The organism is Nocardia takedensis NBRC 100417, assembly GCF_000308695.1.
Lineage (GTDB): Bacteria > Actinomycetota > Actinomycetes > Mycobacteriales > Mycobacteriaceae > Nocardia > Nocardia takedensis.
This window is the reverse complement of the sequence record NZ_BAGG01000256.1, coordinates 17,113-43,743: the sequence shown is the minus strand read 5'-3', so window position 1 is coordinate 43,743 and position 26,631 is coordinate 17,113. Positions and strand designations below refer to the sequence as shown.

Here is a 26,631-nt window from a genome sequence, read left to right as displayed (position 1 = left end):
GGCCGAAGGGCCGCGCTCGGTCGATGGAGATCGGCGGCGCGGCTCTTTCGCCGGTTCACGGCCGGAACCGCCGCGAGGGGTGATGTCAGTTTCAACCTGGTCGCTGCCGGCAGCAGCGACGCCGATCGGAACCGAGGTATCCCATGATGCTCCACGGAGTCGAATCATCCGATTCCGCCACAGCCGCGCGTGCGCGGCACAGTCGGCCCGCGCTGTCATCGCTTCGACGTCACGAATCCCCCGCTCCGGTGGACGAGGCGATTCCACCGGTCGTCCTGCGTGGTGTCGTCGAGGTCGGCAGGCAGTTCGGCGTCGCCGCCGTACCGTGGTTCGCCGGGGTGGATGTCGACCCGGTGGCGCTGATGATGGGCGCGCATCCCACGCTCACCTTCGCGCAGACGATGACCGTGCTCGAACGGGCCCTGCGTGCGCTGCCACCGGGGCCGCTGGGGTTACGCGTCGGCAGCCGTGACGTGCTCGCCTCGCTCGGTATGCTCGGTGTCGCGCTCAGTGCCTGCGGGACCACCTCGGAGGTCATCGAGCTGGCGGCGGAGCTGCATATCGCGTCGGGCAGTCTGGTCGACGTCGACTTCGATGTCACCGACGATGCCATCGTCCTGACACTGTGGCAACGCGAGCCGCGCCCCGGCCTGACCGTATTCCTGTTCGAGGAAGCGCTGTCGTCGGTGATGGTGTTCGTCCGGACGATGTTCGGTGGCGAGGTGGCGCCGCTGTCGCTCGAACTCACCTACTCGGCCCCCGCGCACGCCCCGCACTACCGCCGGATCTTCCCCTGCCCCATCACCTTCGACGCCGACGCCTGCCGTCTGCGCTTGCCGATCGCTCTTCTGGAGCGCTGCCTGCCGTTCCGGCACGGACCCACCTGTGCCGCGGCGACCGACGCGTGCAGGCAGCTGGTACGTCCGGTGGGTGGACCGGCCGACATCATCGATGCGATCGAACGGCTGCTCGCCGACCGCTTGCGCGCGGCACCGACCGCCGCCGATACCGCCCGGCAACTGCACGTCACCGAACGCACCCTGCGCCGCCACCTGCACTCGGCCGGTGAGAGTTTCCGCACGGTACGGGACCGGGTCCGAGAGCGTCATGTGACGTTACTGCTCCAGCAGTCCGAACTGACCATGGAGGCCATCGCCAAGGAGGTCGGATTCAGCGACGGTAGGCAGCTGCGCCGTGCCTACCTGCGCTGGACCGGTACCTCACCGGCCACCGTGCGCCGGGTGAGTGCGAGTGGCTGATTCCCGTCCGGCCTCGGCACCGTGGTACGCGCCGGCTGATTCCATCGTGTCGGATACCGGTGCGTACCAGCGGAAGTGCGCAGAACCGGACACCGCGGTGGCCGTACCGGACCGATGCGACCGTGATAGGGGTTGGGGCGTAACGAGTTCCGTAATGTCATCGATGGCGGCGCGGGGTCGAATCTCATCGGCCCCCGTCCCGGATAATCCGCCGACCGGATGCCGTGGAATTCGCCCCGAGATCGCGTCGCTGAATCCTTTGGCCCCCCTATCACCGAGCCGATCCGACTCACCGTGTGGATGGAGAACCGCACATGCACTATCTCCGCAGTACTGGATTGTCCGTTGTCCTCGGCGCCGTCGTGGTGGCGGCCGGGGTCGGCGCCGCGGGCTCGGCCTCGGCCGAGGCCGTCGAGCGTGATATCGACTGGACCGTCCGGACCGAGGCGACCACGGTCGTGACCGATATCGATTCCGGTCACTTCCGTGTCGTCGGCGACGCTCTTGAGCTGGCCTACGACGCGGGCGCCGTACTCATCCGCGTGCCCCTGACGTTCGATGTGGCCGGCCGTTCGGTCGCGCTGAACGTCGAGGCGGGCGAGCACTCCGCGCGCCTGACGCCGATCATCGCGCCGGAGGCGGCTGCGACGTTCTCGGAGGCGCCGCTGGTACGGGCCGAGGAGATCGGCCTGGTCGCCATCCCGCCCGCCGCGGCGGCAGGCGGCGCGATCGGCAGTGCGATCGGTGGTGCCCTCGGCGGCCTCATCGGCTGCATCACCGGTGGCACGGGTGCCGGTGCCGCCGCGGGCGCGGCGACCGCCGGTCTCGCCGCCGCACCGGGCGGTCTCGCGGGCCGCGCCGCGGGCGGTGCGGCCGGGAGCATGACCGGTGGCACCATCGGCGGCATCGTCGGCTCGGTCGTCGGCGTCCTCGTCGGAGCCTTCTCGCCCACCCCCTGATCCGGTGATCGTGCCCGAAACCGGCATCGGGCACGACATCCGGGAATGCGGACGCCCCGGAAACGACTGCTACGGCAGCTGTTCCGGGGCGGACGTATATCTGGATCATGCCCCTCGAACGGGGAGAGCGGGATGATCCGGATCATCCCGGCGGGCCGTCACCAGAACCGCGGGGAAAGTTCCGAGGTGGCGAATTCGTCGGTGACCAGTTGCCGCAGGTGCGCGGAGGTGGGGAAGCGGTCAGGGTCGGTTCCCGCGATCACCAAGGTGACGTTGTCGCCGTCACTGCACCACGCCATGTGCAGGCCGCCCTCGCTCCGGCGGAACAGTTCGATATCGCCCGAGCCCACGATGGGGCGCATGACCATCTCCCGCGCCCGCACCCCCGCGATCACCTCGATCGTCGCCGCGGAGTCTCCGAGGTTGGTGCACAGGCAGACCGGCGCTTTGGAGGTCTGCGCTAGTCGTCGGGCGATCATGTCCGGTACTGCCATCTGGAGGGGTTGCAGGTGATGGAGTGCGGGCGTGGTGGCCGGGTCGCGGTGTGCTGTCAGGGCGGCCTTGGTGGAAGCCCTGACCTCGTCGAGGTCGACCCGCTGGTTGCGGCGGTAGGTCACGGTGACGGCGACCCCGGTGGTGGCGTTGCCGCGAGGATCGTTCTCGACGCGGGTCGACCACGGCACGTCGACGCGAACACGGGTGCCGTCGGTGATCCGTCCGGACCGTCCGAGGATGCCCACCGCCGTGCCGATCATCAGGCCGTTGGAGGAACCGGAGAACCGCGCCGCGGTCTGCTCCCAGTCGGCCAGGGCGAAGGAGACCACGACCTCAGCAGGCCGATGCACCGGCGGAAGCTCGAGCCGAGGCCAGGCGGTACGGGGGTGGCGCGGGGCATCCTCGACGTGACGGTTGCGCCAGGCGGCCGCGATTCCCGCGCCGATGGCCCCGCAAACTGGCGCGCATATCGGCCAGGTCGGCGCGCAGTCGCCCCGTACCGGGCGTATCGCCGACCAGCCGTCCCGAACTCGTGTGCCGATCGGGTGGCAGGCCGCGCGAGATCCGTTCGACGGCATCGCGCACCGCGAAGACGACCGCGCCGCCGTCGGCGCCGACATGGGAGGTCACCAGTGACGGCAGCGATCCGGTGCCGTGCGGTGCGGCCGAGAGGCGCCACATCCGTCCGTCGGCCGGATCGAAGTCGACCTCGGCCTGCTGTGCCAGCCAGTCGAGCACGCCGCCCTCGGGCACCGGGTCGGTTTCCCATATCGGTGCCATGCTGGCGGTCGCTGGTGCCCACCACGGCCGGGCCAGCGGGATGCGGCTGCGGACCACTCGCCGGGCCAAGAAGCCCTGTGTCAGTTGGGCATGCAGAGCTTCGACGGCGTCCCGTGACAGTTGCCGGTCGAATCGCCACGCGATCTGGGTGAGCAGTTTGGATCCGAAGATCCGGTGGGCCTTGAGAAACAGGTCATCGTCGGCGGTGAGGCGATTCATCGGCCTGGGCGCCGACGACGCGGGAGCAGCCTCGGGGACGGTGGGGGAGACCATCGCGAAGTCCTTCTCGATCAGTGGCGCCGCATCGCGCGCAGCGTGACAGGGACGAAGATCATGACCACGACGCAGGCACCGCACAACGACCACCAGGCGTCGGCGCCGAAACGGCCGGTCTCGGTGAGCAGGCGCACCGCCGACACCAGATGCGAGACGGGGTTGACATCGGAGATGGCGGCCAGCCAGCGCGGCATCGTCGAATCGGGAACGAGGGCATTGGAGGCCAGGGTGAACAGAGTCAGCAGGATGGCCGAGACACCCTGGACCGCCGACGGGCGGGAGAACCGCAGGCCGACCGCGGCGAAGATCCAGCTCATGGCCGCCGTCACCACCACGACCAGGCAGGCACCGGCCACCAGCAGCAGCGGGTACAGCGGGCGATAGCCCATCAGATATCCGACGATCAGCAGTGTCGACGCCGCGATGACATAACGCACGATGCCCGCGGTGAGCAGGCCCGCGATCGGGGTGAGCCGGGCGATCGGCATGGTGAGGAACCGTTCGTGCACACCGGAATTCGCGTCCTCGCACAACTGGACACCGGTGGTGACGGAGGCGGTGAGCACGATCTGCACCAGCACGCCGGGAATCAGCACCGGCAGATACGCCTGCGTACTGCCCGCGATGGCATTGCCGAAGATGCCGCCGATGAGGACCGGGGTGATGATCGGCAGGGCCACCGCGTCGAACAGCAATTGCGGATTGCGCCGGAAGGTCAGCAGACCGCGCACGGTCATGATCCACACCTGGTGCGCGACGGCACGGGTGCCGATCGCGGCGACCGGGGTGCGCGGCCGTGGTCGCGAGTCGACAGCGGTGTTGGTGATAATGGTCATCGGGCGGCTCCTGGCAAGGGGGTGTGGCCGGTGAGTGCGAAGAACACTTCGTTGAGGTCGGGCCGGTCGACACCGAACCCGCGCAGGCGGATTCCGCTGCGCTGGAACTCGATCAGGATCGTGGTGGCCAGCTCGACGGTGCGCAGCGGCACCGTGAGGGAGAGATCCTCGGCGCTGACCCGTGGTACGGCTCCCGAGATCCGTTCCGCCGTCGACACCGCGTCGGGGACGCGGGCCGGGTCGACCAGGCGCAGGCTCAGACTGTCCTCGCCGACCAAGCTCTTCAGTTCTTCCGGGGTGCCGTGGGCGATGATCGCGCCACGGTCGATGACGGCGATCCGGTCGGCCAGCGCATCCGCTTCCTCGAGGTACTGGGTCGTCAGCAGGATGGTGACGCCCTGCTCGACGAGTGCGCGTAGCGATTCCCACATGCAGTTGCGGGTGTGCGGGTCCAGCCCGGTGGTCGGTTCGTCGAGGAAGATCAGTGCCGGTGCGGTGATCAGGGTGGCTGCCAGATCGAGTCGCCTGCGGGTACCTCCCGACAGTGCGCGGGCCGCGCGCCGGGCCACCTCGGTGGGTTCGAACTGTGCCAGCAGTTCACTCGCGCGCCGCTGCGCGGCGCGGCGCGACAGCCCGAGCAGACGGCCGAGGACGCGCAGATTCTCCTCGGCCGACAGACCAGCGTCGAGGGAGGCGTACTGGCCGGTCATGGACCGGGCGGCCGTGCCTGCTCTACGGTGTCGTAGCCGAAGATCCTGGCATGTCCGCTGGTGGGGCGGGTGAGGTCGCCAGCATGCGCACCATGGTGGTCTTGCCCGCGCCGTTGGGGCCGAGCAGGCCGAGTACCGATCCACGGTCCACCACCAGATCGATACCGTCGACCACGGTGGTTTCGCCGTAGGACTTGCTTAGCCTCGAGGTTTCGATCGCGGGTGGCTCATCCATGTCGTCTCCCGATGGCGGTCCTGGCGGCGGTCGTGTGCCGTTCGAGGGCGTCGGCTGCTCGGACCAACCCGTCGTCGGCGAATTCGGCGGCGAAGGTCGCCGCGCGCCCGGCGGCCCCGGCGCTCATCGCGATGGTCAGCAGCTGCCGCGCCCTGGCCTCGGTGAGCCGGGTGAACGGCAGTGTGACACCGGTTCCCAAGGCTTCCAGGCGTCGCCCCCAGTAGGGTTGATCGGCCAGGAACGAGCAGACCACCGAGGCGATTCCGGCGCGCAGGGTGGCCGCGACGGTCCCCGCGCCGCCGTGGTGCACCGCCACGGCGCACGCGGGAGCACCCAGGAATGCGAGACGGCCGCGCGGACGGCGAGATCAGAGGTGGTCCGTGAGGGCGCCGCGCCGACGAACAGCAGCCTGCGCCCGAGGTGCAGGCATGCCGAACGCAGCAGGGCGATCACCGCGTCGACGTCACCGACCGGCATGGACCCGAATCCCGCGTACACCGGTGGCGGACCCGCCGCGAGCCACTCGTCGAGTTCGGTGTCGTCGTCGGGCCGGGTCATCTCGGTCGGTACCAGGAAGCCGACGAACGGCCGTGCCGCATCCCACTCCAGCGACAACGGGCCGAACAGGCGCCGATCGTAGGCATGGAGGGCGATCTCGGCGGGCCGTCGGGCGGCGCCGGGTTCGCGGGCGCACAGTGCGGCGACGTCGGGCGCGAGCGCCCAGGCCCGTGCTCGTCCGGCCGCTGCCCAGCCGACCCGGTTCACCTGGCCGGGCACCGCCGACCCCCACGCGGTGGGCACGATCGGCACCGAGCGGTTCGGATGGATCGGGAAAAAGTGCACCGAGGCGAACCCGACGGCCGCGACGGCGCGCCCCACTTCCTCACCCGCCATGGCCGCCACGACCAGTTCGGTACCGTCGAAGGCCCCGAGCAACTCCTCGGCCGACTCGGTGAATCCCTGCCGGTTGAGGTCGCGTAGTCGGCGCAGCCGGCGCAGCGGGCCGCCCGCAGGACCGCTATCGAACTGGGCGCGCAACAGGTCGTTGGTGTCGAGGCCGAAGGCGATCGCGGGAATGCCGTGGCCGCAGGCGAATTCGACCAGATTGGGTGAGACCGCCAGGGTCACCCGGTGGCCGCGATCGATCAGCTCGCGGGCCAGCAGGATACCGGGCTGGGCATCGCCCCGGCTGCCCCCGAAGGCTAGCAGGGCCTTCATGGGTGTACCGGATCGGCGGCGGGTGCCTCGGCGGTGTAGTCGCCGGTCACCGCGATCGCCGCCATGATCCGGCACAACCTGTCGGTGTAGTCGGCGAGCCGTTCGGTGGCCACCGCGACATCGGGGGCGCCGAGGCCGAGGGGGTACCGGGTATCGTCGCGACCCACCCAGATCGACACCGTCGAGGTATCGGTGTCGGCGGTGAAGAGCCTGGTGTCGGGGTCGTTGGCAGCCGAGCGGGTGCCGTGGCGCAGGTCGAGAACGGTCACGAAATACGGTTCGCGGGTCACGAGTTCGGCGCCACGGCCGGATGCCATCAGCCGTCCGAGGGCGGCGTGGGCGGGCAGTCGTGACATCCGGCGGGTGTGGACCACGGCACGGTGCGCGGCGGCCAGGGTACCGAGGAAGGTGGGCTGCTCGCCGAGGGGGAAGGTCATCGGCACGAAATTGCAGAACCAGCCCTGTGATGTGGCGAAGCGGCGGCCGTGCCGCACCGAGGCGACATTCAGTGTCCAGAACCGTTCGCGGCCGGTGAGTTCGAATTCGGTCAGTGCGAGAGCGGTGAACACCCCCGCCGCCATGGTGGCACCACTGGCGGCGACGCACCGGTCGAAGGAGTCAGCGGCCGTCGTTGCGAGCAGTTCGGTGCGGCGCAGGCTGCGGCGGTGCCTGCTGCCCTCGGGGACGCCGAGATCGATCGGGGCGCCGGGCAGTCGGAATCCGGTGCGGCCCAGCGCGTGTTCCCAGTACGGATACAGCGCGTCGGCGAGGGAGTCGTCGGCTCGCTCGTGTTCGCGCAGCGCGTAGTCGGCATTGTCGTCGCCGGATACCGTTGCCGGGTTCGTGCCGTGGTAGCGGGCAGTGAGTTCGGCGGCGGCCATCGCCTGTGAGATACCGTCGCTGAAGGCGTGATCGGCCACGAACACCAGCTCGAAGTCGTGTTCGCGCGGAATGGCCGCGAAACAGGCGCCCGGCCACTCGAACGGGGATACGGCGGATTCGAAGTGCCGTAGCAGTGCGTCGGTCCATCCTGTTGGTGCGGGATCGGGCAGGGGGACCGCTTCGAACGCGACCGCCTCGGGTGCCACGATCCGGCGCACAGGTGCGGTGTCGGCGCGGTCGAACCAGGTTCTGAGTCCGTCGTGGGTGCGCACGAAGGCGGAGACCGCTTTCACCAGCCGCGCGGTGTCGAGGACACCGGCGATGGTGGTCACCATACCGAGGTAGACCGGGGCGCCCGGATCGGCCGTGCGGAGATGATCGGCCTGCAGGAACGTCGGTGGTGCCGTGGACTCGCGGGCGGCGGCCGCCTCGGCGCGCGGCCGCAGTCGCGGCGATGAGCACCGGCCGGGTCCGGACCCGCACGGCATCGGCGAGGGGCACGAACCGCATCACGCCACCCCTTTGCCCGGCTCGGGCACCACCGCGACGGCGCGCAGGCCGGTGGTGCGATGGGCGGCCTCGCGCAGCACCTCGGTGAAGGCGTAGATGAAGCGTTGCACCATGGTGACGGGCCAGGTGGCGGGGAAGCGCGAGGAGATGTTCAGGCCGCGGCTCATCCGTCCCACCCAGAAGTAGATCTCGTCGTCGGCGTAGGAGTCCGCGCGCAGGGTGCGGCCGTTGAGTCCGGCGATCGGCTCAGCGTCGGGCAGGCACCGGAGGTCGACGAACGAGATGGCGAACCGGGGGTAGTCGGTGGTGCCGAGCAGTTCCATGATGCGTGCCGCCGGTTGCGTCATCGTCGGTTTCGCGCGGCTCAGGGCGGTGTGGGCGGCCACCAGCGCGTCCGGGAAGTCGGCGTCGGCGGACACTTCGACCTCGAGTGGTGCGATATTGACGAACCATCCGACGGATGCGGAGAAGCGGGTGGTCGGCCGGGTCGCCAGCGGCATGATCGTGCGGAAGACGGTGGAGCCGGTCACCGTCCTGGCCGCCAGGGTCAGGGCGGCGAAGATCGCGACGGGCGGGCGGAATCCGAGATCGGCCGCGAATTGCTCTGCGGCGTATGCCTCTTCGTCACTGAGCAGCCATTGCGAGATACTCGTCTGCGCCGCCGGGGTCGCGGTCGATGACGTGGCGATCGGCACCGGGAACCGAGGGAACAGACCGCCGGAGCGTGCAAGGAAATCCCGCCAGATTTCGACGGCGGGTGAATCGGTGGTGAGCTGGGCGGCGCTTCGCCGTTCCAGGACGGCGTAATCGGCGGTGTGCAACTCGGTGATCACGAGCAATTGGCTATAGGCGTCCATCACCGAGTGATCGGCGCCGACCAGGATAGTGAAGCCCGCCCCGTCACGGTGTTCGACCGTCGCGACTAGCAGGTGCGGCCACACCAGCGGCGACAGGTCCGATTCCATGATCTCGCACAGGTGCCGGTTGAGTTCGGTGGCGTCGTCCCGGTCAGTGCTGTCCTCGTCCACGATGTCGACATCGATGGCGTCGCAGGTCAGCCGGCAGATCGGGAGGCGGGGATCGGAATCGAGGACGACGGTGGTCCGCAGCCCTTCGTGGCGGGCGTGCCACATCCAGAGCATGTCGCGGAAGGTGCCGACGTGCAGCGCGGCATCCATCTCGAAGATGGTGCCGATCCAGCGGCCACGGCCGGGCCGGGGATCACCGGGGACGATTCGCGGCAGTACTGCTTGTGCGCGGTGGTGAGGGGGCGGTGGTCGAGATGCCACCGGGCATCCGGCGCGGAGGTGGCGCGCCAGAGCCGCAGCCGACCCGGCTTCACGTCGAACTGCGACATAGTTGTGTATTCCATTGACTCTCACCAATTCCATGACATCGTGTCCAGACCGTGGTGGCGGCTGGGGGTGCATTCGGGTGCGGAATATTCCGGGCGCCCCCGCAACGATTCGGGAATTCGTGTCCGGGTGCCGGTCGATTTCTTTCGATGTGGTGGCATCATTCGCTCGGGGCAACGGGAGCTAATGATGCGGCGGGGCGAGCTCCGCTGCAATGCGGAGGCCGAGTGGCGGGGAAGTAATTTGTGGGTGTGAGCGGCTCGCCGGATAACGCCCCGCGCAACAATCGGGAAGATTGCGAACCTCCGCGTCCGCACCGACCGGGCAATCCGGCGAGCCTGTGGCGAGCGTATTCGGGGATCGTGCGCACCTCGCGTCGTGCGTGCATTCTGGCCGTTTCGCGCCAGCCTGTGGCCGATCGGGGGCCACTGTGTTCCGGAGCACATCAGGGCAGCTCAGTGCGTAGATATCGGGCCGGCGGGAGTGGCCCGCCCGCAGCGCGACGCCTGTCGGGTAGTGGCGCCGTGCGTCGCCCGGCATTCCGGGGGGTCATGTCCGAATCGCCTGCCGAATATATTTGTACGGCGTCTTCGAACCCGGCGTTTCCGGTTCGTCGCGATCGTGTAAATCCCATGACACGGACTTGACCGGGGCGCGTTTTGGAATATTAGATAAACGAAGTTGGTCACTTGTCCAGTAGTTCGCCGGTCGATTTCCGGCAAAACCATGAAGGATATCTATATGCCGACTCGGCACCGGCCGCTCGCCGTTGTCACCGGGGCCAGTTCCGGACTCGGCCGGGGATTGGCGACCCGGTTCGCGGCCCGCGGTTACGACTTGGTCCTGATCGCGCGCCGGGCCGCGCGCCTACAGGCGATAGCGCGGGAACTCGGCGCGGAATATCAGGTCGGTGTCCGGGTACTGGTCGGCGATCTGGCCGACCCGTGCGTACCCGAGGCGCTGGTGGCCGATATCGAGGCCGCGAGCGACCGGGTCGACGTGCTGGTCAACTGTGCGGGCTTCGGTACCGCCGACGAGTTCGTTGACGAGGATCCGGCCCGTATCGCCGAGGAGATCGCCGTCGACATCACCGCGCCGACCCTGCTGGCCCGGCTGTTGCTGCCCGCCCTGCTCCGGGCACCACGGGGTGTGCTTCTCAACATCTCGAGTACGGCGTCACATCAGCCGCTGCCGACCCTGGCCGTGTACGCGGCGGCCAAGGGGTATCTGACGTCGCTGACCGCCGCTATCTGGCAGGAGACCCGTGGCAGCGACCTGCGGGTGCTCGCACTGTGTCCCGGCCCGATCGCCACCGAGTTCTTCGAGGTCGCCGGGACCGAACGGTTCAAGGTCGGCCGCGTGGCCACCGTCGAGGAAGTCGTGGACGCAGCCTTCCGGGCGATCGACCGCGGCGACGCGCCGGTGGTCACGGTCGGTCTGGCCAATCGCCTCATGGCGCTGGCGGTCCGATTCGTGCCGCGCAGGCTGATCCTGGCTGCCGGGCAGCGCAGGATCGCCGGACCCGAACCCGTCCGGGTGCCGTGACCGGCCCACCGACCGCCGATCGGGCGGTCCGGCTCGCCGCCGGACAGCCCGCCCTGTCACCGACGACCGCTCGCCGGATCGCCAACCGCGCTCCGCCCGCCTACCGAAGGGCCACATGCGTGCTGACCGAACTGGACGAACACGTCCTGGCCGCCGTGAATCTGCATGCGGTTCTCGACGCACTCCCCGAACTCGCGCGCCTGTCCACCGAGGCGGGTGCCGTGCTGACCAAAGTGCACACGCCGACCTCGCTCACACTGGTGGTGCGCGGCGGCCCACGGGCCCATTTCACCTTCACCGTCACCGGGGTGACGCGCACGGCATCCGGTCACGCGGGGCCGCGCCTGCTGTTCTCCTCGGTCGCGCACCTCAACGCCGTCATAGCGGGGACGAAAGACCCATGTCCGCTGGCTGGTCCGCGCGGCCTGCGCTTCCTCGGCGCGGTCTTCGGTCCGCTCACCGAAATGCTCGCCGGCTACCTGAAACCGGAGCCCGAGCGGCTGGCCGATCCACAGTTCGCCGAGATCAGCACCCGCTTCGCACTGCACGTCGCGACCAGAGCCATTGTCGTCGTCGGCAATCTCGATCGCGGCGGCCGTTATTGGGCCCACCACATGCCCGACGGATCACTCGACCTCGAGGTCGGCGACGAGGTGCGCCACCGCATCCAGGTCACCGACCACACTCTGCGTCTGGTCGAGGATGCCGATGGCCGCCACGCGCGACACTGCGTTTCGCCGACCTCGACGTGGCCGGTGCGATCCTCGCCGGCCGCGAGAGTGCGCTCGCCTGTGTCTGCGACGGCCGCATCGCCATGCGCGGATTCATCCCGCTCGTCGACAACACCAATCGCATCCTCGACCGGGTCGGGGCCTACCTGGGAGCACGATCACGATGACCGCCACCGAAAGCCATCAGACCATCACCCCCTACCGGTACGACACCAGCGATGTTGTTTTCCGGCGCGCGGTGCGGGTCATCCCGGGTGGCATCTACGGACACCAGGGCCCGAGCGAGGGCTGCTACATCCCGCGTTCGGCGTTCCCGCTGTACTCTCTGCGTGCCGAGGGCACCCGCTTCTGGGATGTCGACGGCAACGAATTCATCGACTACATGTGCGGATACGGGCCGAACGTGCTCGGATACGGTGACCGCGATGTCGCCGAAGCCGCGCAGGCGCAGGCGGCGCTCACCGATGTCTGACCATCCCCTCGACGGTCATGGTGGATTTCGCCGAACTGCTCGTCGACACGGTGGCTGGCGCCGATTGGGCCTTCTTCGCCAAGAACGGTGGCGACGTCACCACCTTGGCGATCATGACCGCGCGCGCGGCGACCGGCAGGCGCGGGATCGTGTTCATCGAGGGCTACTACCACGGTGTCGCGCCGTGGACCCAGAAGCTGGACTATCCGGGTGTCCTCGAACAGGACGTCGCGGGCAACATCCAGGTGCAGTGGAACGATCTGGAGGCGCTGCGCACGGTGTTCACCGAACATCGCGGCGCGATCGCAGCCCTGATCGCCCAGCCCTACCAGCACCGCAACTTCGGCGACAACATCGCGCCCGCTGTCGGTTACTGGCAGGGAGTGCGCAAGCTGTGCGACGAGTTCGGTGTGGTGCTCATCGTCGACGACGTCCGCGCGGGCTTCCGTCTCGACATGGCGGGCAGCGACCACTACTTCGGATTCCGGGCCGACCTCATCTGCTTCTGCAAGGCCATCGCCAACGGTTACAACGTCTCGGCACTGTGTGGTGCCGACAGTCTGCGCGAGGCCGTGAGTTCCATCACCTACACCGGCAGCTACTGGATGAGTGCGGTCCCGTTCGCGGCGGGTATCGCCACCATCGAGAAATTGCGCCGTATCGACGGCCCGAGGATGTTTCGTGAACTCGGCGCCGAACTGTGCGCGGACTCGAGGATGTGGCCGCGAGTAATGACCACACCCTTATCACTTCCGGTGAGCCCGCGCTGTTCTACCTGCGGCTCGACGGTGACGACTCGCTGATGCTGCATCAGGACTGGATCGCCGAGTGCGTGCGGCGCGGGGTGTTCCTGACCTCGCATCACAACCACTTCATCAACGCGGCGCTCACCCGTGCCGATATCGCCCGCACCCTCGACATCGCGAACGAGGCGTTCAAAGCCATCCGGTCGCGGTGACGGGTGCCGCTCGAGGGAGGCTCATGACACCGCGCCATATCCGAACAACGAAAGGACCGACGATGCGGATCGGTATCCCCAGTGAGATCAAGAACCATGAGTACCGGGTGGCGATCACCCCTCGGGTGTCCGCGAACTCACCGCTGCCGGCCACACCGTCGCGGTGCAGGCCGGTGCGGGGGAGGCAGCGCCATCACCGACGACGACTACTGTGCCGCCGGTGCCGTCCTGACCAGCGCCGATGATGCCTGGGTCGCCGAACTCGTGCTGAAGGTCAAGGAACCGGTCGCCGAGGAATACCGCTTCCTGCGCGCGAATCTCACCCTGTTCACCTACCTGCATCTCGCGGCGAACGAACCGCTGGTGGACGCGTTGCTGAGCAGCGGCACCACCGCGTTCGCCTACGAGACGGTGCAGCCGGTCGACGGCAGCCTGCCGTTACTGGCACCTATGAGCGAGGTCGCGGGCCGAATGTCGGTGCTCGTCGGCGGGTATCACCTGCTCGGCAGCAATGGCGGCCGGGCCTGTGTGCTCGCCGGAGTGCCCGGCGTGCGCCCGGCGAAGGTCACCGTCATCGGTGCCGGGATCACCGGTTCCAACGCGGTCATGCAGGCCGTCGGTGCGGGCGCCGACGTCACCGTACTCGACATCTCGGCCGCCCGGCTGCGCGCGCTCGACGGTATCTATCGCGGCCGTGTGAAGACGTTGGCCTCCGGTGCCCTCGAGATCGAGCGAGCCGCCATCGAAGCCGATCTCCTGATCGGGGCGGTCCTCATACCTGGCCAGAAGGCGCCCGAACTGGTCGGCATCGATCTCATCGAGGCTATGAAGCCAGGCAGTGTGCTCGTCGACATCGCGGTCGACCAGGGCGGATGTTTCGCCGGTACGCGACCGACCACCCACGACGCGCCGACGTTCACGATCGGACAGTCGATCATGTACTGCGTGGCGAACATGCCGGGCGCGGCCGCCGCCACCTCGACCCCGGCCCTGACCAACGCCACCCTGCCCTACGTCAGCACGCTCGCCGCCCACGGCGTGCACCAGGCGGTCGCCAACGACCCCGCGCTCGCCCGCGGCCTCAACACCATTGCCGGTACGATCGCCAACAAGGCTGTGGCAGAAGCATTTCCGGACCTGGCGGCGTTCGATGTCGACTGAACTGTGCGGGTGCCGCCCGGTCGGCGGATCGGCTCGCGGGTTCCCGTCCTCGGCGATCTTGGTCGGCAAACCGCGTCGGCGGCGGGATGACCGGCGCGATCACCGCCGAACCTCCACCTGGCTGTAACGCCGGCATACTTTTCGGCGTGTCACACCTGTCGTGAAGTTGCAGATACGCCATCAATCAGTGCAGTTCAGAGCGTGTTCCACTGATCGTTCTCCGTGTGTGCGAGTGCACTCCAACACGTGGCACGGAAAAAGTGTCGTAGCTGACGTGAAACTGTGCGCGAGAGGGGCCTCGGGCCGGGCGTGATCCAGAGATTTTGGTGGAAGGCGAGTCCGCCGTCGACGCGAGTGCTCGGTCGAATTGTGCGCGGGGTAGCAGCGGGCCTACGGCGGTTGTGCGGGTCAGCTGCTCGTAGTGCCGGGCTGTGTGGAAGGCGGCACTGCGGACTGCCGCGAGGTATTCGTCGGCTCCGCGTCGAAGATGAACGTTGTCGGTCCGGTCCGGGTTCGTGCGACCCGACCGGACCGACAACGGCTCGGACTGTACCGAACAAGCCACCACCGACAGGCTGCGGTGACCGTCTTGCCGGGATCCAGCGCCGATGCTCCACATGTCGTCGCCGACTTCTCCTGCGTCCGCGGTGCGGTGTCAGGTCCGTCGGCGGGTGCGTGTGGCGAGGGGGTGGTCTTGTCCGGTGACGGCGACGAGTGCTTGTGCGCATTCGCCGAGTGTTGCTTTGGTGTAGATGGGGGTGGCTGTGGTGCCGGGGTCGCGGTGGGCGGCGTAGCGGCGGGCGATGGCTTCGCCGAATTCGCGTTCGACGAAGGTGAGGGTGGTGTGGCGGAGCCAGTGGACGGTGACGCCTTTGGCTCCGGCCCAGGGGAGGTGGTGGTGGAAGCGGGTGTGGAGGTTGTCGTAGCGGCGGTCGGTGATGGGTTTGCCGGTGTGGGTGCGGTAGATGCGGGTGCCGGCGGCGGTGTCGGGGCCGCCGCGGTTTTCGTAGTGTCTGATCAGGCGGTCCATGAGTATGGGTGTGATGGGGTGCCAGGCGTCGACGCCGCCTTTGTGGTGGAGCAGTACGGTGCTGTCGGCGGTGCTGAGGTCGTCGTGGTCGAGTCGTAGTCCGGCTTCTCGGCGGCAGGCGGTTTCGATGTGCAGGCGCAGGATGAGGGCGTCGAGTTCGGTGTCGTTGCCGGTTTCGGCGGCGATTCGGCCGAGGTCGCGTACCTGTTCGGGCAGTAGTGCGTGTCGGGTGCTGTCGAGTTTGCGTGGCATCTCGACGTTGGTGGCCGGGTTGTCGGCAGGGGGGATGAGGTTGTCGAGTTCGGCGTAGCGGTAGAGGCAGCGGATGGCGTAGAGCAGGTTGCGTTTGGCGCCGATCCCGCCGCGCCAGTTCGATCGGACCACCGCGCGGGCCTGGTGCTGGTTCATCAGTCCGGTGATCTCGAGGGAGGTGGGTTCGTCGAGTGCGCGCTCGTCCCATTCCGCGGCGACGATCTTCCAGTAGCACCCGTAGGTCTCGCGTTGGATCGGGGTAGCGGCAGCGGTGACTCGGGTGATGAACTCGCCGAAGGTCGGCATCGGGGCGGGATTCGGGTGGTGGTCCTTGCCGACGACGGTGAGACCGAGTCGGGAGATGGTCTGGAGCAGGTCGGCGACCTCGGCGTCTTTCATGACGCGCGTTCCCACAGGTCGGGGCGATCCGCGTGGAGCGCGGTGGTGAGGGCGCGGGGCGGGTAGACCACGAGGCGGTCGTGTTCGCGGGACGCGGCGAGCAGGACACGATCGCCCACGGTGATCCGGCACTGGCCGCGCACGCGCATCGGGATGTGGAGGAATCCGTGGGGGCGCAGCGGCGCACCGTCAGCGCAGCGGAGGATCGTCACCACCGAGTTGCGGTGCGCTCGGATCGAGAAGTGTTGTCCCACCACCCATGCCAGGTGCCGTGCGGCCGGGGCTGCGGCGATTCGCCCGTTGCGGTCGACGACTGTCATCGTGAAATGCACCCCACTGGTGGAGATGTGTTCGGAGTCGTCGGGAAACGGAAACTCCGGCGCCAGGATCTGCTGTGTCGCCTGCACAGTGACCGCGGGCTCGTAGAGCCCTGAGAACAGGGTGGACAGCGCGGACGACGCCGGACTCGAATCGTGGTGCGCGAGATCGGATCGGCCCCCGGGAGAATGATTCTGCCGGGGTGGGGATTCAATGGAGGTCGATTCCCGTCCTGGTGTGGTGTCGGAGTCCACGGTGATGCTCCCTGGTGAGGTCGGCGCATGTGGTGATACGTCCTTCGCTCGGCCGTCGCGTGTCGGTGGTGGGGCGATCAGAGGTTCGCCCACCACGGGGCCGACGCGAGCCCGGCCGTCGGTGGCCGTGGTCAGGTTCGGTCGGCAGGCGCTGTTCGTGCCGGCGGAGTTGGACATCGGCGATGGGTCCCGGCGGTTGGGCGGTGGTTCGGGTCGGTCAGTCGTGGTGTGGCTGCCAGAAGGTGGTGCCGGTGTCGTTGCGGGTGATGGTTCCGAAGACGACGTCGGCGAAGTGGTTGGCGTAGAGCAGGTCCGGGCTGTCGGTGAGTGCTTCGAGGAGTCGGGTTCGGCTCAGTGCGGCGCGGTGGGGGTCGTGGTCGGCGTGGGGGGACCAGTCGGGGTGGCGGATCTGGATCGGGGTGTGCAGGGCATCGCCCAGGACCCAGAGTCGGTGCCGGCCGGAGGTGATGAGGAATCCGGTGTGGCCGACGGTGTGGCCGGGCAGGGGGACCGATCGGATGCCGGGCACGATCTCTTGGTCGTCGCCGAAGGTGACCACTCGCGCGGCGAGCAGGTCCAGGGCTTCGGGGGTGAGGCCGCCGGTGTCGAGGGCGTGTTCGCGTTCGGCCCATTCGCGTTCGTGGACGTAGACCCGGGCGTGGGCGAACGGTGGTGTGTCGGTGTCGGGTTCGGGGTAGGCCAGCCAGCCGCAGTGGTCCAGGTGCAGGTGGGTGAGCAGCACCGAGCGGACCTGGTCGGCGCGATGGCCGGCGCGGGCGAGGTTGGTGGGTAGTTCACCGCCGAACATGTGCCCGAAGACCGGGTTGTCGGGATGGGCCGGGAAGGAGAAGGGCCCGAACCCGGCGTCGATCATCGTGTCCTGGCCGACGAGCAGTCCACCGATCCCGGCCGCGAGGTTGCCCGCCTCGTCCAGATGGCCGCGGTAGCGGTCGAGGTCCTCGACGGTCGCGGCGGGAAGCCAGTACTGCGTGCGCAACGCCACCGCCCCGTCACGGACATGGGTCAGGCGAAGCCGGCCCAACTGGATTGTGCGGGTTCGCGCGGGCCGACGCCAGCGAGCATCGTCGGCGGTGATCGAAGAAGGCGGAGCGATGGAAGACACGAGGCACCGTAATTCTCTGTGAAGGGGGAGCAGTGCGCGAATTAGACGGCAGATGATCGGCGCACGACACCGGCGGATCGGGCGTCGCTCGCCTGCTGTAGTCGCGGATGTCGAGCGATGCAATAACGCAACCACAAAGCTTCCGGGGGGATCAATATCGGTGACCCGCACAATGTTTGCGGGTCACCGCCGACAAACCGGAGAAAACTCGGTGTCCGCTCCCGGTAAGGGTGAGAATACGCGGGGGAGTCAGGAAACATCGGTCGTGTAGTTCCTGCGCTGACTGGTGTTGTTCGACTGCGGTGTCCGTCCGGGGGCGGGGCCGGTAGGTTTCGCTTCCCGTCTCGTGGCGTGCGGCTGCCTGCGCGGCATAGATGCTGGAAAAACGCCTCAGGTGCATTGTGCCGTCGCTGTGGGGCGTGGTTGCGGCGGGTGATCGGCGGGCGGTGAATCGTTGTGTGCGGGTCGGGGGATCGGGGCCGTCGTTTTGTGCGGGTGGGATGGATTGACACCGTGTCGCGGGTGTCGAATGCTTGAGGCGTTCCGAATTCCGGGTTCCCCACGGCGAACCCGGAGAATCGAATTCACCCGAACTCGATGCGGAACGCAACGCAGGGGATCGCAGGACGGGGGAGACCGGGTCGTGTCGATGTCGACACGAACCCGTTGGTTCTTCCGGATTCGTGTTCCCCTGATCGTGTAGCGGGGCGAATTCGCGACCGTACGCGAATTCAACGTGCCTCGAAATTTGTTGGGTCCGGCGGGGTTGAGTCCTGCCCGAAAAATGCAAGGGAGTTCATTCATGAACGAGATTCTGGGTGCGCTGGCCAACGGTCTGGCGTTGGCGCAGACGGCGAGCTCGATCGTGCTCAACATCGTCTACTCGGTGCTGCCGTTCCTGTAGCACCGGCCCCGCACTCGGCGCGGCCCCGCACACCCGCGCCGAGTGCGCACCGCGTCCGTCATCGACCTTTGCGCCGCGCAGCGGCACAACCTGTGAGGAACGAAAAAGCCTGTGAGCAAGCACTATCGACATCCCCCGCGGTCCACACGGCGAGGCACCCGCGTGTGGGGTGCGGCAGCGTGCACCGCCGCCGCGGCCCTGATGACCGGCTCGGCCGCGGCGGCCGCCGAGCCGCCCGCGGCGATCCCCGACGGCGCGCCGTGCCCGGCGCTGCTGGTCCTCGGAGTCCAGGGCACCGGCCAATCCACCCCGTACGCGGACCCGCACACCGACAGCGGCATGCTCGGGCTGATCCTCGGCCCGACGCTGGCCGACCACCCCGAGGTCGTGCGCGCCTACGTCCCTTACGACGCCGGCTTCGGCGCGGTGCTCGGCACCGGAACCGGGCGGCTGCCCTTCGCCGACTCCGTCGACCAGGCACGCCACAACCTCACCGAGATGGCCACCACCGCACTCGGCCAGTGCCCCGACACACGACTGGCCGCGGTCGGCTACTCCCAAGGCGCGCTGGCGGTCTCGGAGTTCGCGCAACAAGTCGGCACCGGTGCCGGACCTGTCGCGCCGGAGCAGGTGGCCGGTGTCGCGTTGCTCAGCAACCCGGCCAAGAACCCCGGCGTCGACCCGCTGCCCGGCCGACCCGGCCAAACCACCCCCGACCCCGCCCCGGGCGCCGACGGCTCCTCGACCTCCACGGTGCGGTTGAACCCCGTTCCCGCCAACCCCGGCATCGTCGGCGCCGGAGTCGACTACGCCGAACTGTCGGGCAGGGTAGGGGAGTTGTGCGTGCCCGCCGACCTGGCCTGCGACGCACCCACGAACGCCGCGGCCCTGCGCACCGCCGCGGGCGTCCTGGCCCAGGCCGACCTCGGCGACCCGGTGACCGCGGTCGAGTCGGTCGGGGCCGCGTGGTCGGCGACCGTCGCCGAAACCGGTGCGGCCGTCATCCTGGACGACCTGTCGATCACCGAGGCCGGGGTCGACTATGCACCCCGGCAGAGCATTTCCCAACGTATCGCCGACGCCGCCCAGCCCGGACCGGGCCCGCACGCGGGCAGCGAACAAGCCGTCGCCGACAAGGTCGCCGCGCTCACCGCGGCCGTCGTCGCCGATCCCCTCGCCCAGATCCCCCGACTGGCCGGCCAGGTCCTCGCCGCGCTTCCACAGGTCGCGGCCGACAACGCCGACCTGCTCGACCCGGCGGTCCTCGGACAATTGTTCACCGCGCCCGCCCACCACACCGGCTACGGCCCCACCGGGCACACCCGACAGGCCGCCGACTGGCTCGGCGCACTCGCCGAGGACCTGTCGACACCGTGACCACCCCAGGCCCGCCCACCCGACGCACCGCCACGCCCACCCGCGCGATCCTCCGACCCGCCGGGTGGGCGGTCCTGCTCGCCTGCCTGATCGCACTCACTCTCGCCCACACCACCGAACCCGGCACCCACCAACAAGACCCCGCAGCGGGTAGGACGGCCTCCCCGCCGTCCTACGCGTCCCCGCCGGGGCGTTCCGGATGCACGGTCGCCGGACCGGCGCCGAGCTGCCACAGCGAATGGGCGCGATCCCTGTCGACGCGAACGAAAGCCCACTGAAATGAGCGCCCCCGAACCACCCCAACCCCACATGCGGCCGCGCGTTGATCTCACCCCCGCCATCGACGAGGCCCTCACCGCGGCCCGCGCCGTCCTCGGCGTCGAGACCCCCGACCGAGCCCACCTCGTCTTCGTCGGATTCCACGACCACCGCATCGTCGTGATCAGCCACCACAGCAACCACGCGTCGGCTGCCCCGACCCTGGCCGCGGTGAGCATCGACACCGCGGTCCTGATCGTGCTCGGAACACCCCGAACCATCGGCCGCCCCCTACGCCAACTACCCCGCACCCTGGAACAACTCGCCCACGGCGGACTCACCTCGGTCGCGGTCATCCACTGCCGAAACCTCCGCCCCGGCGCGACCTGGATCAACCTGTCCGACAACCTCACCCGCGACGGCATCATCACCACACCCCACCCACCGACCCCACACCGGAGGCGACGACCGCGGGGGACTCCCACCCGCAGGGCCGTCCTCGAACTGATCGGCATACTCGCCGCCCTGGCCATCCTGCTCGCCGCCGCGTGGATACTGACCCACCCGCTGCGCACCACCCCCTGCGACGCCACCGCCGCGCACAGCAGCCCGGCACGCAGCGAGGCGTACTACATACCGCTATCCGGATATGCGCATCAAACCATGAGAACGCTCCCTGGGATGACGTGGGCGCTTCCACATCGGACCTCGACCGGGCATGCCTGCGGGCAGGGGAGGCCGGGGTCCGCGACCGCATGGTGCACCTCGGTCCCGGCATCGATGTGGGCGCGGGCCGGCGCGCGGGAAGCGGGTGCGTTGTGAGCGCGGTCGTCGACGTCGTGCCGGTCGGTGTGATCGCGGTCCTGACCGCGATCGCGAACCTGAGCGCGGCCATCCACGGACACCGGCCACGTCGACCGTGGGCAGAACACCGACGCCACCACAACCCGCAACCTCCGCAGGCGATGCGGGGTTCGTTCGAGACAGGCGGTGAATCATGACCCAGGCACACACCGATCATCCGGTCCCGGGACCGAATCGGGCCGAGCGCGCCGCCGCGCACGCCTCGGTCAACCCGTGGGTGCTGTTGCAGCTCGGTGAGGGACCGGAACGGGGATGGGTCGTGGCCGAGGGCGCCCACCCCCGCCGCCACACCCGACTGACACGCACCCGCGTCGCCGGCTCCGCCGCGGTCGCCGACCGCCTCCCCGCGGTCCTCGACGCCACCCGCACCCAGGCACAACCACAGGTCGGCACCGTCTACCTGCCCACCGGAGCTCAGATGCGGGTGATCACCGTCCCCGTCCTCGGACCCGCCGACACCGTGGACGCGGTCCAACTCTGGGCCGGACCGCGCTCGCGCCCACCACCGGCCCGCCCCACCGTCGGCGCCCTGCACTGGTCGACTCCCGGCACCGGTATCGCCACCACCACACCAGGAATCGACCTCCTCCTCGACACCGACACCGACACCGGTCGCGGGCGAACCTTGCCCGACCTGCTGGGCCACCTCGAACACCTCGACGACCGAGAAGGACTGCTACGACTACTCGACCCCGCCACCGACGTCCTCACCCGACGATGGTCGGCGATCGCGGTCACCCGCGCCCTGGCCGGCGGCCCACGACGCAGCCTGTTCATCGCCGCCGTCCGCGACCGCGACAGCACCGACGTCCGCGCCGTCGTCACCGACATCACCGCCACCCACCCACCCGCACAACCCTCGATCACCGTGCCCTTGTTGCGTGCCATTCCGATCCGAGCCAACCACGCCATCGGCATCGTCGATCTGCCGACCGGCCTCGTCCACGAATGGATCCACCCCGGCTCCGCACCGCTGGACCGCTGGCAGCGGGAATTGCCCACCGTCCACCCGGAAGACCAGCCCGAACTCGCGAAGACCCGCGCCCGTCTGGCCGCGCGCGCCGACCACGCCACCACCACCGTGCGGATACGATTCGACGCCGACGACCCCTGGACCACCGTCCACGCCGACTGGACCGTGCTCACACGAGACACCACACCACAAGCGATGCTCGACCTCCGGCTCGCAAGGGAGACACGCGGCCGCACGTCGACCGAAGCTCAGCGGACGGATTGATCCGCACGGTCAGATCCGCGGTGTACGGCCGGGTGAGCACTGATCCAGGCACTCGATCGCGACTGACGGACCGATCCCGAGGTGCTCCAGCGAGCCTGCTCTGGTGCCGAGCTTGGTCAGATGAGGTGATGACCGATGTAGTCGTGGGCGATCGCCTCGGCGAGGCGAGCGCGGATTCTCGCTCTGTGGCGGTAGTTGTTTCGTACACCCTCGATGATGAGTTCGCGTGCTTTGACGACGGCGCGGTCGGCCGGGCCGTCGTTGATGCTTTGGCGCGCGGCGGCGTCGAAGAAATCCAGATCGGCTGCCGGTGGGATGTCGTTGAATCCCATCTCGAGGAGTTGACCGCGGAGGGCTGCGATGGCTGAGTGGTCGGTGGGGGCCTCATCGGTGGACGAAGTGTTGTTGTGTTCGCTGTACTCGGCGAGTCTGTTGGTCGCGCGGGCCGCTATCGCGTCGAATTCGGTCGATCCCAGACCGGTGAGAAAGGCTCGGGTCGCGCCCGGGCTCTGGTCGGCCAGGAGGGCTTCGACTTCGCGCCACACGGATCGCGCGATATTGTCGGAGCGATCCATGAATGGAGCGAGCGCGTCGGCGAGCCACGTGATGTGGCTGCCGATGGGGCCTTTCACCAGCCTCATGGCGGCCTGCACGAGGTCCTGCTCGAATCTCGGAGCGTTGGCGGCGAATCCATCCTGGAGGGCATCGATGGCCAGGACTGCGCCGGGCATCACGAGCCGGTTCACCGTGTCCCGGTTGTCCACGGTGTTCAGGCGGTTCAACACGGTGTCTCGCAGCCCGTGCCTTTCGGAGAAGATGTAGCCCGCCGCCAGCAGCCAGGTATGGCGCCAGTGGGCGGAGGGGACCATGAGTTCGAGCTTGTCGGGGGCGTCCTCATTGGCCATGAGACAGCGCGCTGCGAAGAACTCGGTGAGACTGCGGACCTCGAAGGCGAGGCCATTACCTCGAGCGACCAACAGGACGAGTCGTTGCCTGGCGAGGTGCAGGATCTTCTCGATCAGGGTTTCCTGCTGTGATTCGTGGTGTCCCTCGGCTTCGAGGATCCCGCGTGCGATGTTCTCCAGTTCATCGACCGGCAGGATCGACTCGGCGGCACCGCCACGCTCGGCGCGCGCGTGGATCGTCAGTCCACACTGTTCGTGAAGCTGATCGAATTGAGATCGGTACATCTCGAGGACGTCGCCGATGCCATCCGGTTTGTCGCACTCACGTGCGTAGATGATGTCGTAGTAGTTCTTGAACAGGGCGTATCGACTGGCTGGCGCCTGGCGCCGTTGTTCGAGCAGGAGACTCAGAATCGTCACTTGCAGCGGTGAGGTCATCAAGCGAGCGGTGTCCTCGCTGCGCGAGGCCGTGGTCAACCGTTCGACTACCTGTTCCTGCCGGTCGAGGTTGTCCGCGAATCGACACGCCAACAGACGTTCGGCATAGCGCATCGCGTCTGCGGGTGTCAGCGAAGCGAGATGCAGTTCTTCGTAGGCGATATCCGGATCATGGTCGAAGCCGATCGGCCGGGAAGTGCACACGGTGAAGACATCGGCCCCCAGAGCCGCCATCTCGGTCAGGAAGTCCGCGATCCGCGCTGACACTTCATCACGGATGACGGCGGAAGCCACTTCGTCCATGCCGTCGAGGACCACGAGCGCAGGCCAGGCATTCAGCAGACGCTTGGCCTGTACCACGGTGATCGGATCCGACGCGCGATGGTTGATCAGGCCCACGATGTGCTGGAGCAGGGTCAGGTCGGTGTCTTTGCTCACCAGGTCGGCGAACGTGCTCAACACCACCCGGACGGGAAGCCGGTGCAGGGTCGGATCCGGCAGACCGGCGGCCTCGAAACTGGTGCGTATCCGGTTCGCGCGTTCGGCTGTTTGCGCGGTGATCCGGCCGGAGGCTGAGTTCTCCAGCAGCGGAACCCGATAGAGTTGGCACAGCAGCCGAGAGATCGTCGATTTGCCGGAGCCGGGCCCGCCCAGGACCACCATTCGATCTTTCGCGGCGGGTCTATGCGCGAGGGAGAGGACCTGATCGCCTCGTTCGACGAGTGCCTTCAGTACCGGCGAGGTCTTTCGGGAACCCGCCACCGACGAGGCAGGCAGGTCCACAGCGACTTCTGCGAGCGACAACTTCGAGTTGTTACTGTCGCCGGACTCGCCGAGTTCTACGGTGGTATCGGTTCTCATGGCACCCGCGACGTGGCCGATCCATGCGTGGGCGATCCGCGCGTCGTCCTCTTCGACCTGACCGAGCAGTCGCGACAATATGTCTCCGGGCAAAACCAGATCCGCGTAACACCGCCGTATCTCGGCATGGGATTCCAGTAGGCGGTCCAGGTACTCGGCGTGCCACACGTGGTAGTCCCGGAAGTCGGGCATACCGGTCTTCCGGAGCGTTCCGTCCGACTGCTTTTCGCCCATTTCGCGGTACTGCGTGAACATTCGGTCGAGACGGTCCAGTCCTCCCGTCTCGGAGACGCCGGTCAGCGCGACATTGGTGACGAGGATGAGATAGTCGGGCTTGTTGTGGTGACGCTTCTTCTTCGGGTCGATCCAATCGTTGAGCTCGGCGGTGATCTGTTCGAAGAACCATTTCTGGTCTGCTGCCGTTTCACCGAGCCGCTCTTTGTATTTCGCCTGAATGACTCCGTAGCCGTTCCACGTGCCTCTGCCCTCCATGGCGATCTCGCCGCGGAAGGTCGCTTCACGCCCACCGTCGGGCCCGGCCCCGAAGATCTGGACTCCGGAACCGAGTTGGGCCAACGCCAGCGCCTGCACCATGTGTTCGAATCGGTTGCTGCCGAGCCGGGACAGGTCGTAGGTCATGGCGTCCAAAGCTACGTGATCGGATGCTAGCGGCGCGGGCCGACCACGAAGGTTTCTTCCGTTGCTCCGGTGAGTTGAGCCCGACGGCTCGGAATCGATGCTGTGAACTGCGCGTGAGCAGTGCGACCTTCATGGCTGGCAGGGCGGTTGGTGCTGACCGTCGACGACTCGAAGACGTCACGATGGAGGAGACGACAGCAGACGGGTCGTTGGGCAGCGCGAAGTTGCGTACTGGAGTTGGTGCGGGGGCGAGTCGAAGAGCTTGCCAGGATGGTGAGGGCTTCAGCGAGCCGCAGCAATGTCACCTCGATGCGGATGTCCGGCCCCTTGTCGCGCGTCGGCGCTCACCGAGTACGAGGCAGGTCAGCGAAGACCGTTGCGCTGCCGGTCTCCTGCGAGACGCCGACGCGAAGCGTCGACACGCCCAGAAAGTTGTTGGCCGACAACGCAATCGTGCAATCATCGTGGCGTGAGCATCTTGGCGTGCATGGTTTGTGGAGCGAGCGAGGGAGCCCAGGAGCGGCCTGTGCCCCTCCGCACGGTTGCCTGTGACACGTGTTGGGACGAAGCGGTGAACTTCCCCGACCGCGAACCCGAGAAGATGGACCTCGAACTGACAGTCGACCAACTGCGCGTCGCGCCCGCTGCGGACAGTCGTGCGGGAACGCCGACCACGTGCCGGCACTGTGAGACCGAATGCTTCTGGCATCGAACGCTGAACGGTCGGTGGCTGCTTCTCGAACCCGGCGCGTATCCCACGTCGAAGATCCCACCGGGCAAACGCTGGCGCGTCGCCGGTGACGGCACCGCGGTCAACCTGGGCGGTGCCAACCCGACGGACGAGTGCAGAATCACGCACTTCGACATCTGCCCTGCGAAGCGTGCTCCCGAAGACGGCCCGCTCTTACTTGCGCTGTGGCGTAGCAATCGCAGGGACTGGATGGCAAGACAGAATCAGTGACGGCTTCCCCATCGGAGATGTCTCGGCCCGTCCCGGCCGAGGTGGTGCACCTAGGACGCGCATGCGATCATGGTTCGCCGGAATTCAATGGGATACGGTGAATGCTTATTCGCCGATTCCCTCTCCGGCCCAGAGGATCCGATAGAACAGTCTCTCCGCGCGGGGGGTTATACCGCGTGATCCCGACATCTCGAGCCAGAGCGCGGCGGCGCGCGCCGGCGATATGGGACCGCTGCCGGCAATGGTCGAGCGACACCCCCTTCCCTTGGATCTGCGCCCGGCTCGTGTCGGGGTGCCGGACCTCAATCACGTGAACGCGCCGATCTGGTTCGCGCTGCTGGAAGCCCGAATGTGCGGGGGACCCCACCGATGACCATCTCGCGCAGCGCGTCGCCGTCGGCGCGCCCGTCCTGATCGCGATGAGCTCGG

Annotated in this window: 23 protein-coding genes and 3 pseudogenes; 13 read left to right on the top strand and 13 right to left on the bottom strand. The window is 68.0% G+C overall.

Going from position 1 to position 26,631, the window contains the following annotated elements; translation table 11 throughout:
• Positions 1-248 precede the first annotated feature (248 nt).
• On the top strand, positions 249-1,259 hold the full coding sequence (locus ON30_RS31505; RefSeq protein ID WP_051030253.1) for an AraC family transcriptional regulator: 1,011 nt from the start codon (positions 249-251) through the stop codon (positions 1,257-1,259).
• A 314-nt stretch (positions 1,260-1,573) separates the two neighbouring features.
• Positions 1,574-2,218, top strand: a complete 645-nt coding sequence (locus tag ON30_RS36705) for a DUF8020 domain-containing protein (protein WP_051030252.1) — start codon at positions 1,574-1,576, stop codon at positions 2,216-2,218.
• 158 nt (positions 2,219-2,376) lie between these two features.
• On the opposite strand, the gene ON30_RS41550 is transcribed toward ON30_RS36705, so the two are convergent.
• The 8 genes and pseudogenes from ON30_RS41550 to ON30_RS31470 all read right to left on the bottom strand — a co-directional run bounded on the left by ON30_RS41550 (position 2,377) and on the right by ON30_RS31470 (position 9,338).
• Complete coding sequence (locus tag ON30_RS41550; protein WP_245554308.1) at positions 2,377-3,063, bottom strand: hypothetical protein; 687 nt, start codon at positions 3,061-3,063, stop codon at positions 2,377-2,379.
• Positions 3,047-3,766 carry a hypothetical protein gene (locus ON30_RS41545; protein ID WP_245554307.1) on the bottom strand — a complete coding sequence of 240 codons (720 nt, stop codon included), beginning with the start codon at positions 3,764-3,766 and terminating at the stop codon, positions 3,047-3,049. The genes ON30_RS41550 and ON30_RS41545 overlap by 17 nt, the downstream gene beginning before the upstream one ends.
• A gap of 17 nt (positions 3,767-3,783) precedes the next feature.
• The gene (locus tag ON30_RS31490) at positions 3,784-4,605 is read right to left on the bottom strand and encodes an ABC transporter permease (protein ID WP_040713480.1); all 822 of its coding nucleotides are present in this window, start codon (positions 4,603-4,605) and stop codon (positions 3,784-3,786) included.
• Positions 4,602-5,550: pseudogene (locus ON30_RS31485) on the bottom strand (ATP-binding cassette domain-containing protein). The gene ON30_RS31490 and the pseudogene ON30_RS31485 overlap by 4 nt, the downstream one beginning before the upstream one ends.
• Positions 5,543-5,860 (bottom strand): glycosyltransferase, encoded by a 318-nt coding sequence (locus ON30_RS42640; protein ID WP_505805316.1) that lies wholly within the window; start codon positions 5,858-5,860, stop codon positions 5,543-5,545. Before ON30_RS42640 ends, ON30_RS31485 begins: the two are co-directional and overlap by 8 nt.
• Before the next feature lie 752 nt (positions 5,861-6,612).
• Positions 6,613-6,768: pseudogene (locus tag ON30_RS42440) on the bottom strand (glycosyltransferase); the annotation flags it as partial.
• Positions 6,765-7,982: a condensation domain-containing protein gene (locus ON30_RS31475; RefSeq protein WP_157183996.1), complete on the bottom strand. Its 1,218-nt coding sequence runs from the start codon at positions 7,980-7,982 to the stop codon at positions 6,765-6,767. The gene ON30_RS31475 and the pseudogene ON30_RS42440, both read right to left, overlap by 4 nt.
• 177 nt (positions 7,983-8,159) lie before the next feature.
• Positions 8,160-9,338: a condensation domain-containing protein gene (locus ON30_RS31470; RefSeq protein WP_040713474.1), complete on the bottom strand. Its 1,179-nt coding sequence runs from the start codon at positions 9,336-9,338 to the stop codon at positions 8,160-8,162.
• A gap of 918 nt (positions 9,339-10,256) precedes the next feature.
• On the opposite strand from ON30_RS31470, the gene ON30_RS31465 reads away from it, so the two are divergent.
• Positions 10,257-11,060: an SDR family NAD(P)-dependent oxidoreductase gene (locus ON30_RS31465; protein WP_040713520.1), complete on the top strand. Its 804-nt coding sequence runs from the start codon at positions 10,257-10,259 to the stop codon at positions 11,058-11,060.
• A 56-nt stretch (positions 11,061-11,116) separates the two neighbouring features.
• On the opposite strand, the gene ON30_RS41540 is transcribed toward ON30_RS31465, so the two are convergent.
• Positions 11,117-11,674, bottom strand: a complete 558-nt coding sequence (locus ON30_RS41540; RefSeq protein WP_245554306.1) for a hypothetical protein — start codon at positions 11,672-11,674, stop codon at positions 11,117-11,119.
• Positions 11,675-11,808: 134 nt separating this feature from the next.
• On the opposite strand from ON30_RS41540, the gene ON30_RS41535 reads away from it, so the two are divergent.
• From ON30_RS41535 to ald, 5 genes and pseudogenes are all read left to right on the top strand, one after another.
• On the top strand, positions 11,809-11,958 hold the full coding sequence (locus ON30_RS41535) for a hypothetical protein (protein WP_245554305.1): 150 nt from the start codon (positions 11,809-11,811) through the stop codon (positions 11,956-11,958).
• On the top strand, positions 11,955-12,263 hold the full coding sequence (locus ON30_RS41530; protein WP_245554304.1) for an aminotransferase class III-fold pyridoxal phosphate-dependent enzyme: 309 nt from the start codon (positions 11,955-11,957) through the stop codon (positions 12,261-12,263). Before ON30_RS41535 ends, ON30_RS41530 begins: the two co-directional genes overlap by 4 nt.
• A 17-nt stretch (positions 12,264-12,280) precedes the next feature.
• Complete coding sequence (locus tag ON30_RS41525) at positions 12,281-13,066, top strand: aminotransferase class III-fold pyridoxal phosphate-dependent enzyme (protein WP_245554303.1); 786 nt, start codon at positions 12,281-12,283, stop codon at positions 13,064-13,066.
• The gene (locus ON30_RS41520; protein ID WP_245554302.1) at positions 13,066-13,221 is read left to right on the top strand and encodes a hypothetical protein; all 156 of its coding nucleotides are present in this window, start codon (positions 13,066-13,068) and stop codon (positions 13,219-13,221) included. Before ON30_RS41525 ends, ON30_RS41520 begins: the two co-directional genes overlap by 1 nt.
• A 62-nt stretch (positions 13,222-13,283) precedes the next feature.
• Positions 13,284-14,382: pseudogene (ald, locus tag ON30_RS31450) on the top strand (alanine dehydrogenase).
• Between the two features lie 655 nt (positions 14,383-15,037).
• Here ald and ON30_RS31445 read toward each other — a convergent pair.
• From ON30_RS31445 to ON30_RS31435, 3 genes are all read right to left on the bottom strand, one after another.
• Positions 15,038-16,063, bottom strand: coding sequence for a tyrosine-type recombinase/integrase (locus tag ON30_RS31445; protein ID WP_040713473.1), 1,026 nt, complete (start codon positions 16,061-16,063; stop codon positions 15,038-15,040).
• Positions 16,060-16,383: a hypothetical protein gene (locus tag ON30_RS31440; protein WP_157183995.1), complete on the bottom strand. Its 324-nt coding sequence runs from the start codon at positions 16,381-16,383 to the stop codon at positions 16,060-16,062. Before ON30_RS31440 ends, ON30_RS31445 begins: the two co-directional genes overlap by 4 nt.
• Positions 16,384-16,852: 469 nt before the next feature.
• The gene (locus ON30_RS31435) at positions 16,853-17,677 is read right to left on the bottom strand and encodes an MBL fold metallo-hydrolase (RefSeq protein ID WP_169334972.1); all 825 of its coding nucleotides are present in this window, start codon (positions 17,675-17,677) and stop codon (positions 16,853-16,855) included.
• A gap of 1,147 nt (positions 17,678-18,824) precedes the next feature.
• Here ON30_RS31435 and ON30_RS31430 point away from each other — a divergent pair.
• From ON30_RS31430 to ON30_RS31415, 4 genes are all read left to right on the top strand, one after another.
• Positions 18,825-20,039: a cutinase family protein gene (locus ON30_RS31430; RefSeq protein WP_040713471.1), complete on the top strand. Its 1,215-nt coding sequence runs from the start codon at positions 18,825-18,827 to the stop codon at positions 20,037-20,039.
• The gene (locus ON30_RS39810) at positions 20,036-20,317 is read left to right on the top strand and encodes a hypothetical protein (protein WP_157183993.1); all 282 of its coding nucleotides are present in this window, start codon (positions 20,036-20,038) and stop codon (positions 20,315-20,317) included. Before ON30_RS31430 ends, ON30_RS39810 begins: the two co-directional genes overlap by 4 nt.
• Before the next feature lies 1 nt (position 20,318).
• Positions 20,319-21,119, top strand: coding sequence for a hypothetical protein (locus ON30_RS31425; protein ID WP_157183992.1), 801 nt, complete (start codon positions 20,319-20,321; stop codon positions 21,117-21,119).
• A gap of 175 nt (positions 21,120-21,294) precedes the next feature.
• The gene (locus ON30_RS31415) at positions 21,295-22,398 is read left to right on the top strand and encodes a GAF domain-containing protein (protein ID WP_040713461.1); all 1,104 of its coding nucleotides are present in this window, start codon (positions 21,295-21,297) and stop codon (positions 22,396-22,398) included.
• A gap of 116 nt (positions 22,399-22,514) precedes the next feature.
• Here the strand turns inward: ON30_RS31415 and ON30_RS31410 are convergent, their stop codons facing one another.
• The gene (locus ON30_RS31410) at positions 22,515-25,241 is read right to left on the bottom strand and encodes an NACHT domain-containing protein (protein ID WP_040713460.1); all 2,727 of its coding nucleotides are present in this window, start codon (positions 25,239-25,241) and stop codon (positions 22,515-22,517) included.
• A gap of 571 nt (positions 25,242-25,812) precedes the next feature.
• Between ON30_RS31410 and ON30_RS31405 the strand changes: the two genes are divergently transcribed.
• Positions 25,813-26,202, top strand: a complete 390-nt coding sequence (locus tag ON30_RS31405) for a DUF6083 domain-containing protein (protein ID WP_174387623.1) — start codon at positions 25,813-25,815, stop codon at positions 26,200-26,202.
• The last annotated feature ends 429 nt before the right edge of the window (positions 26,203-26,631 follow it).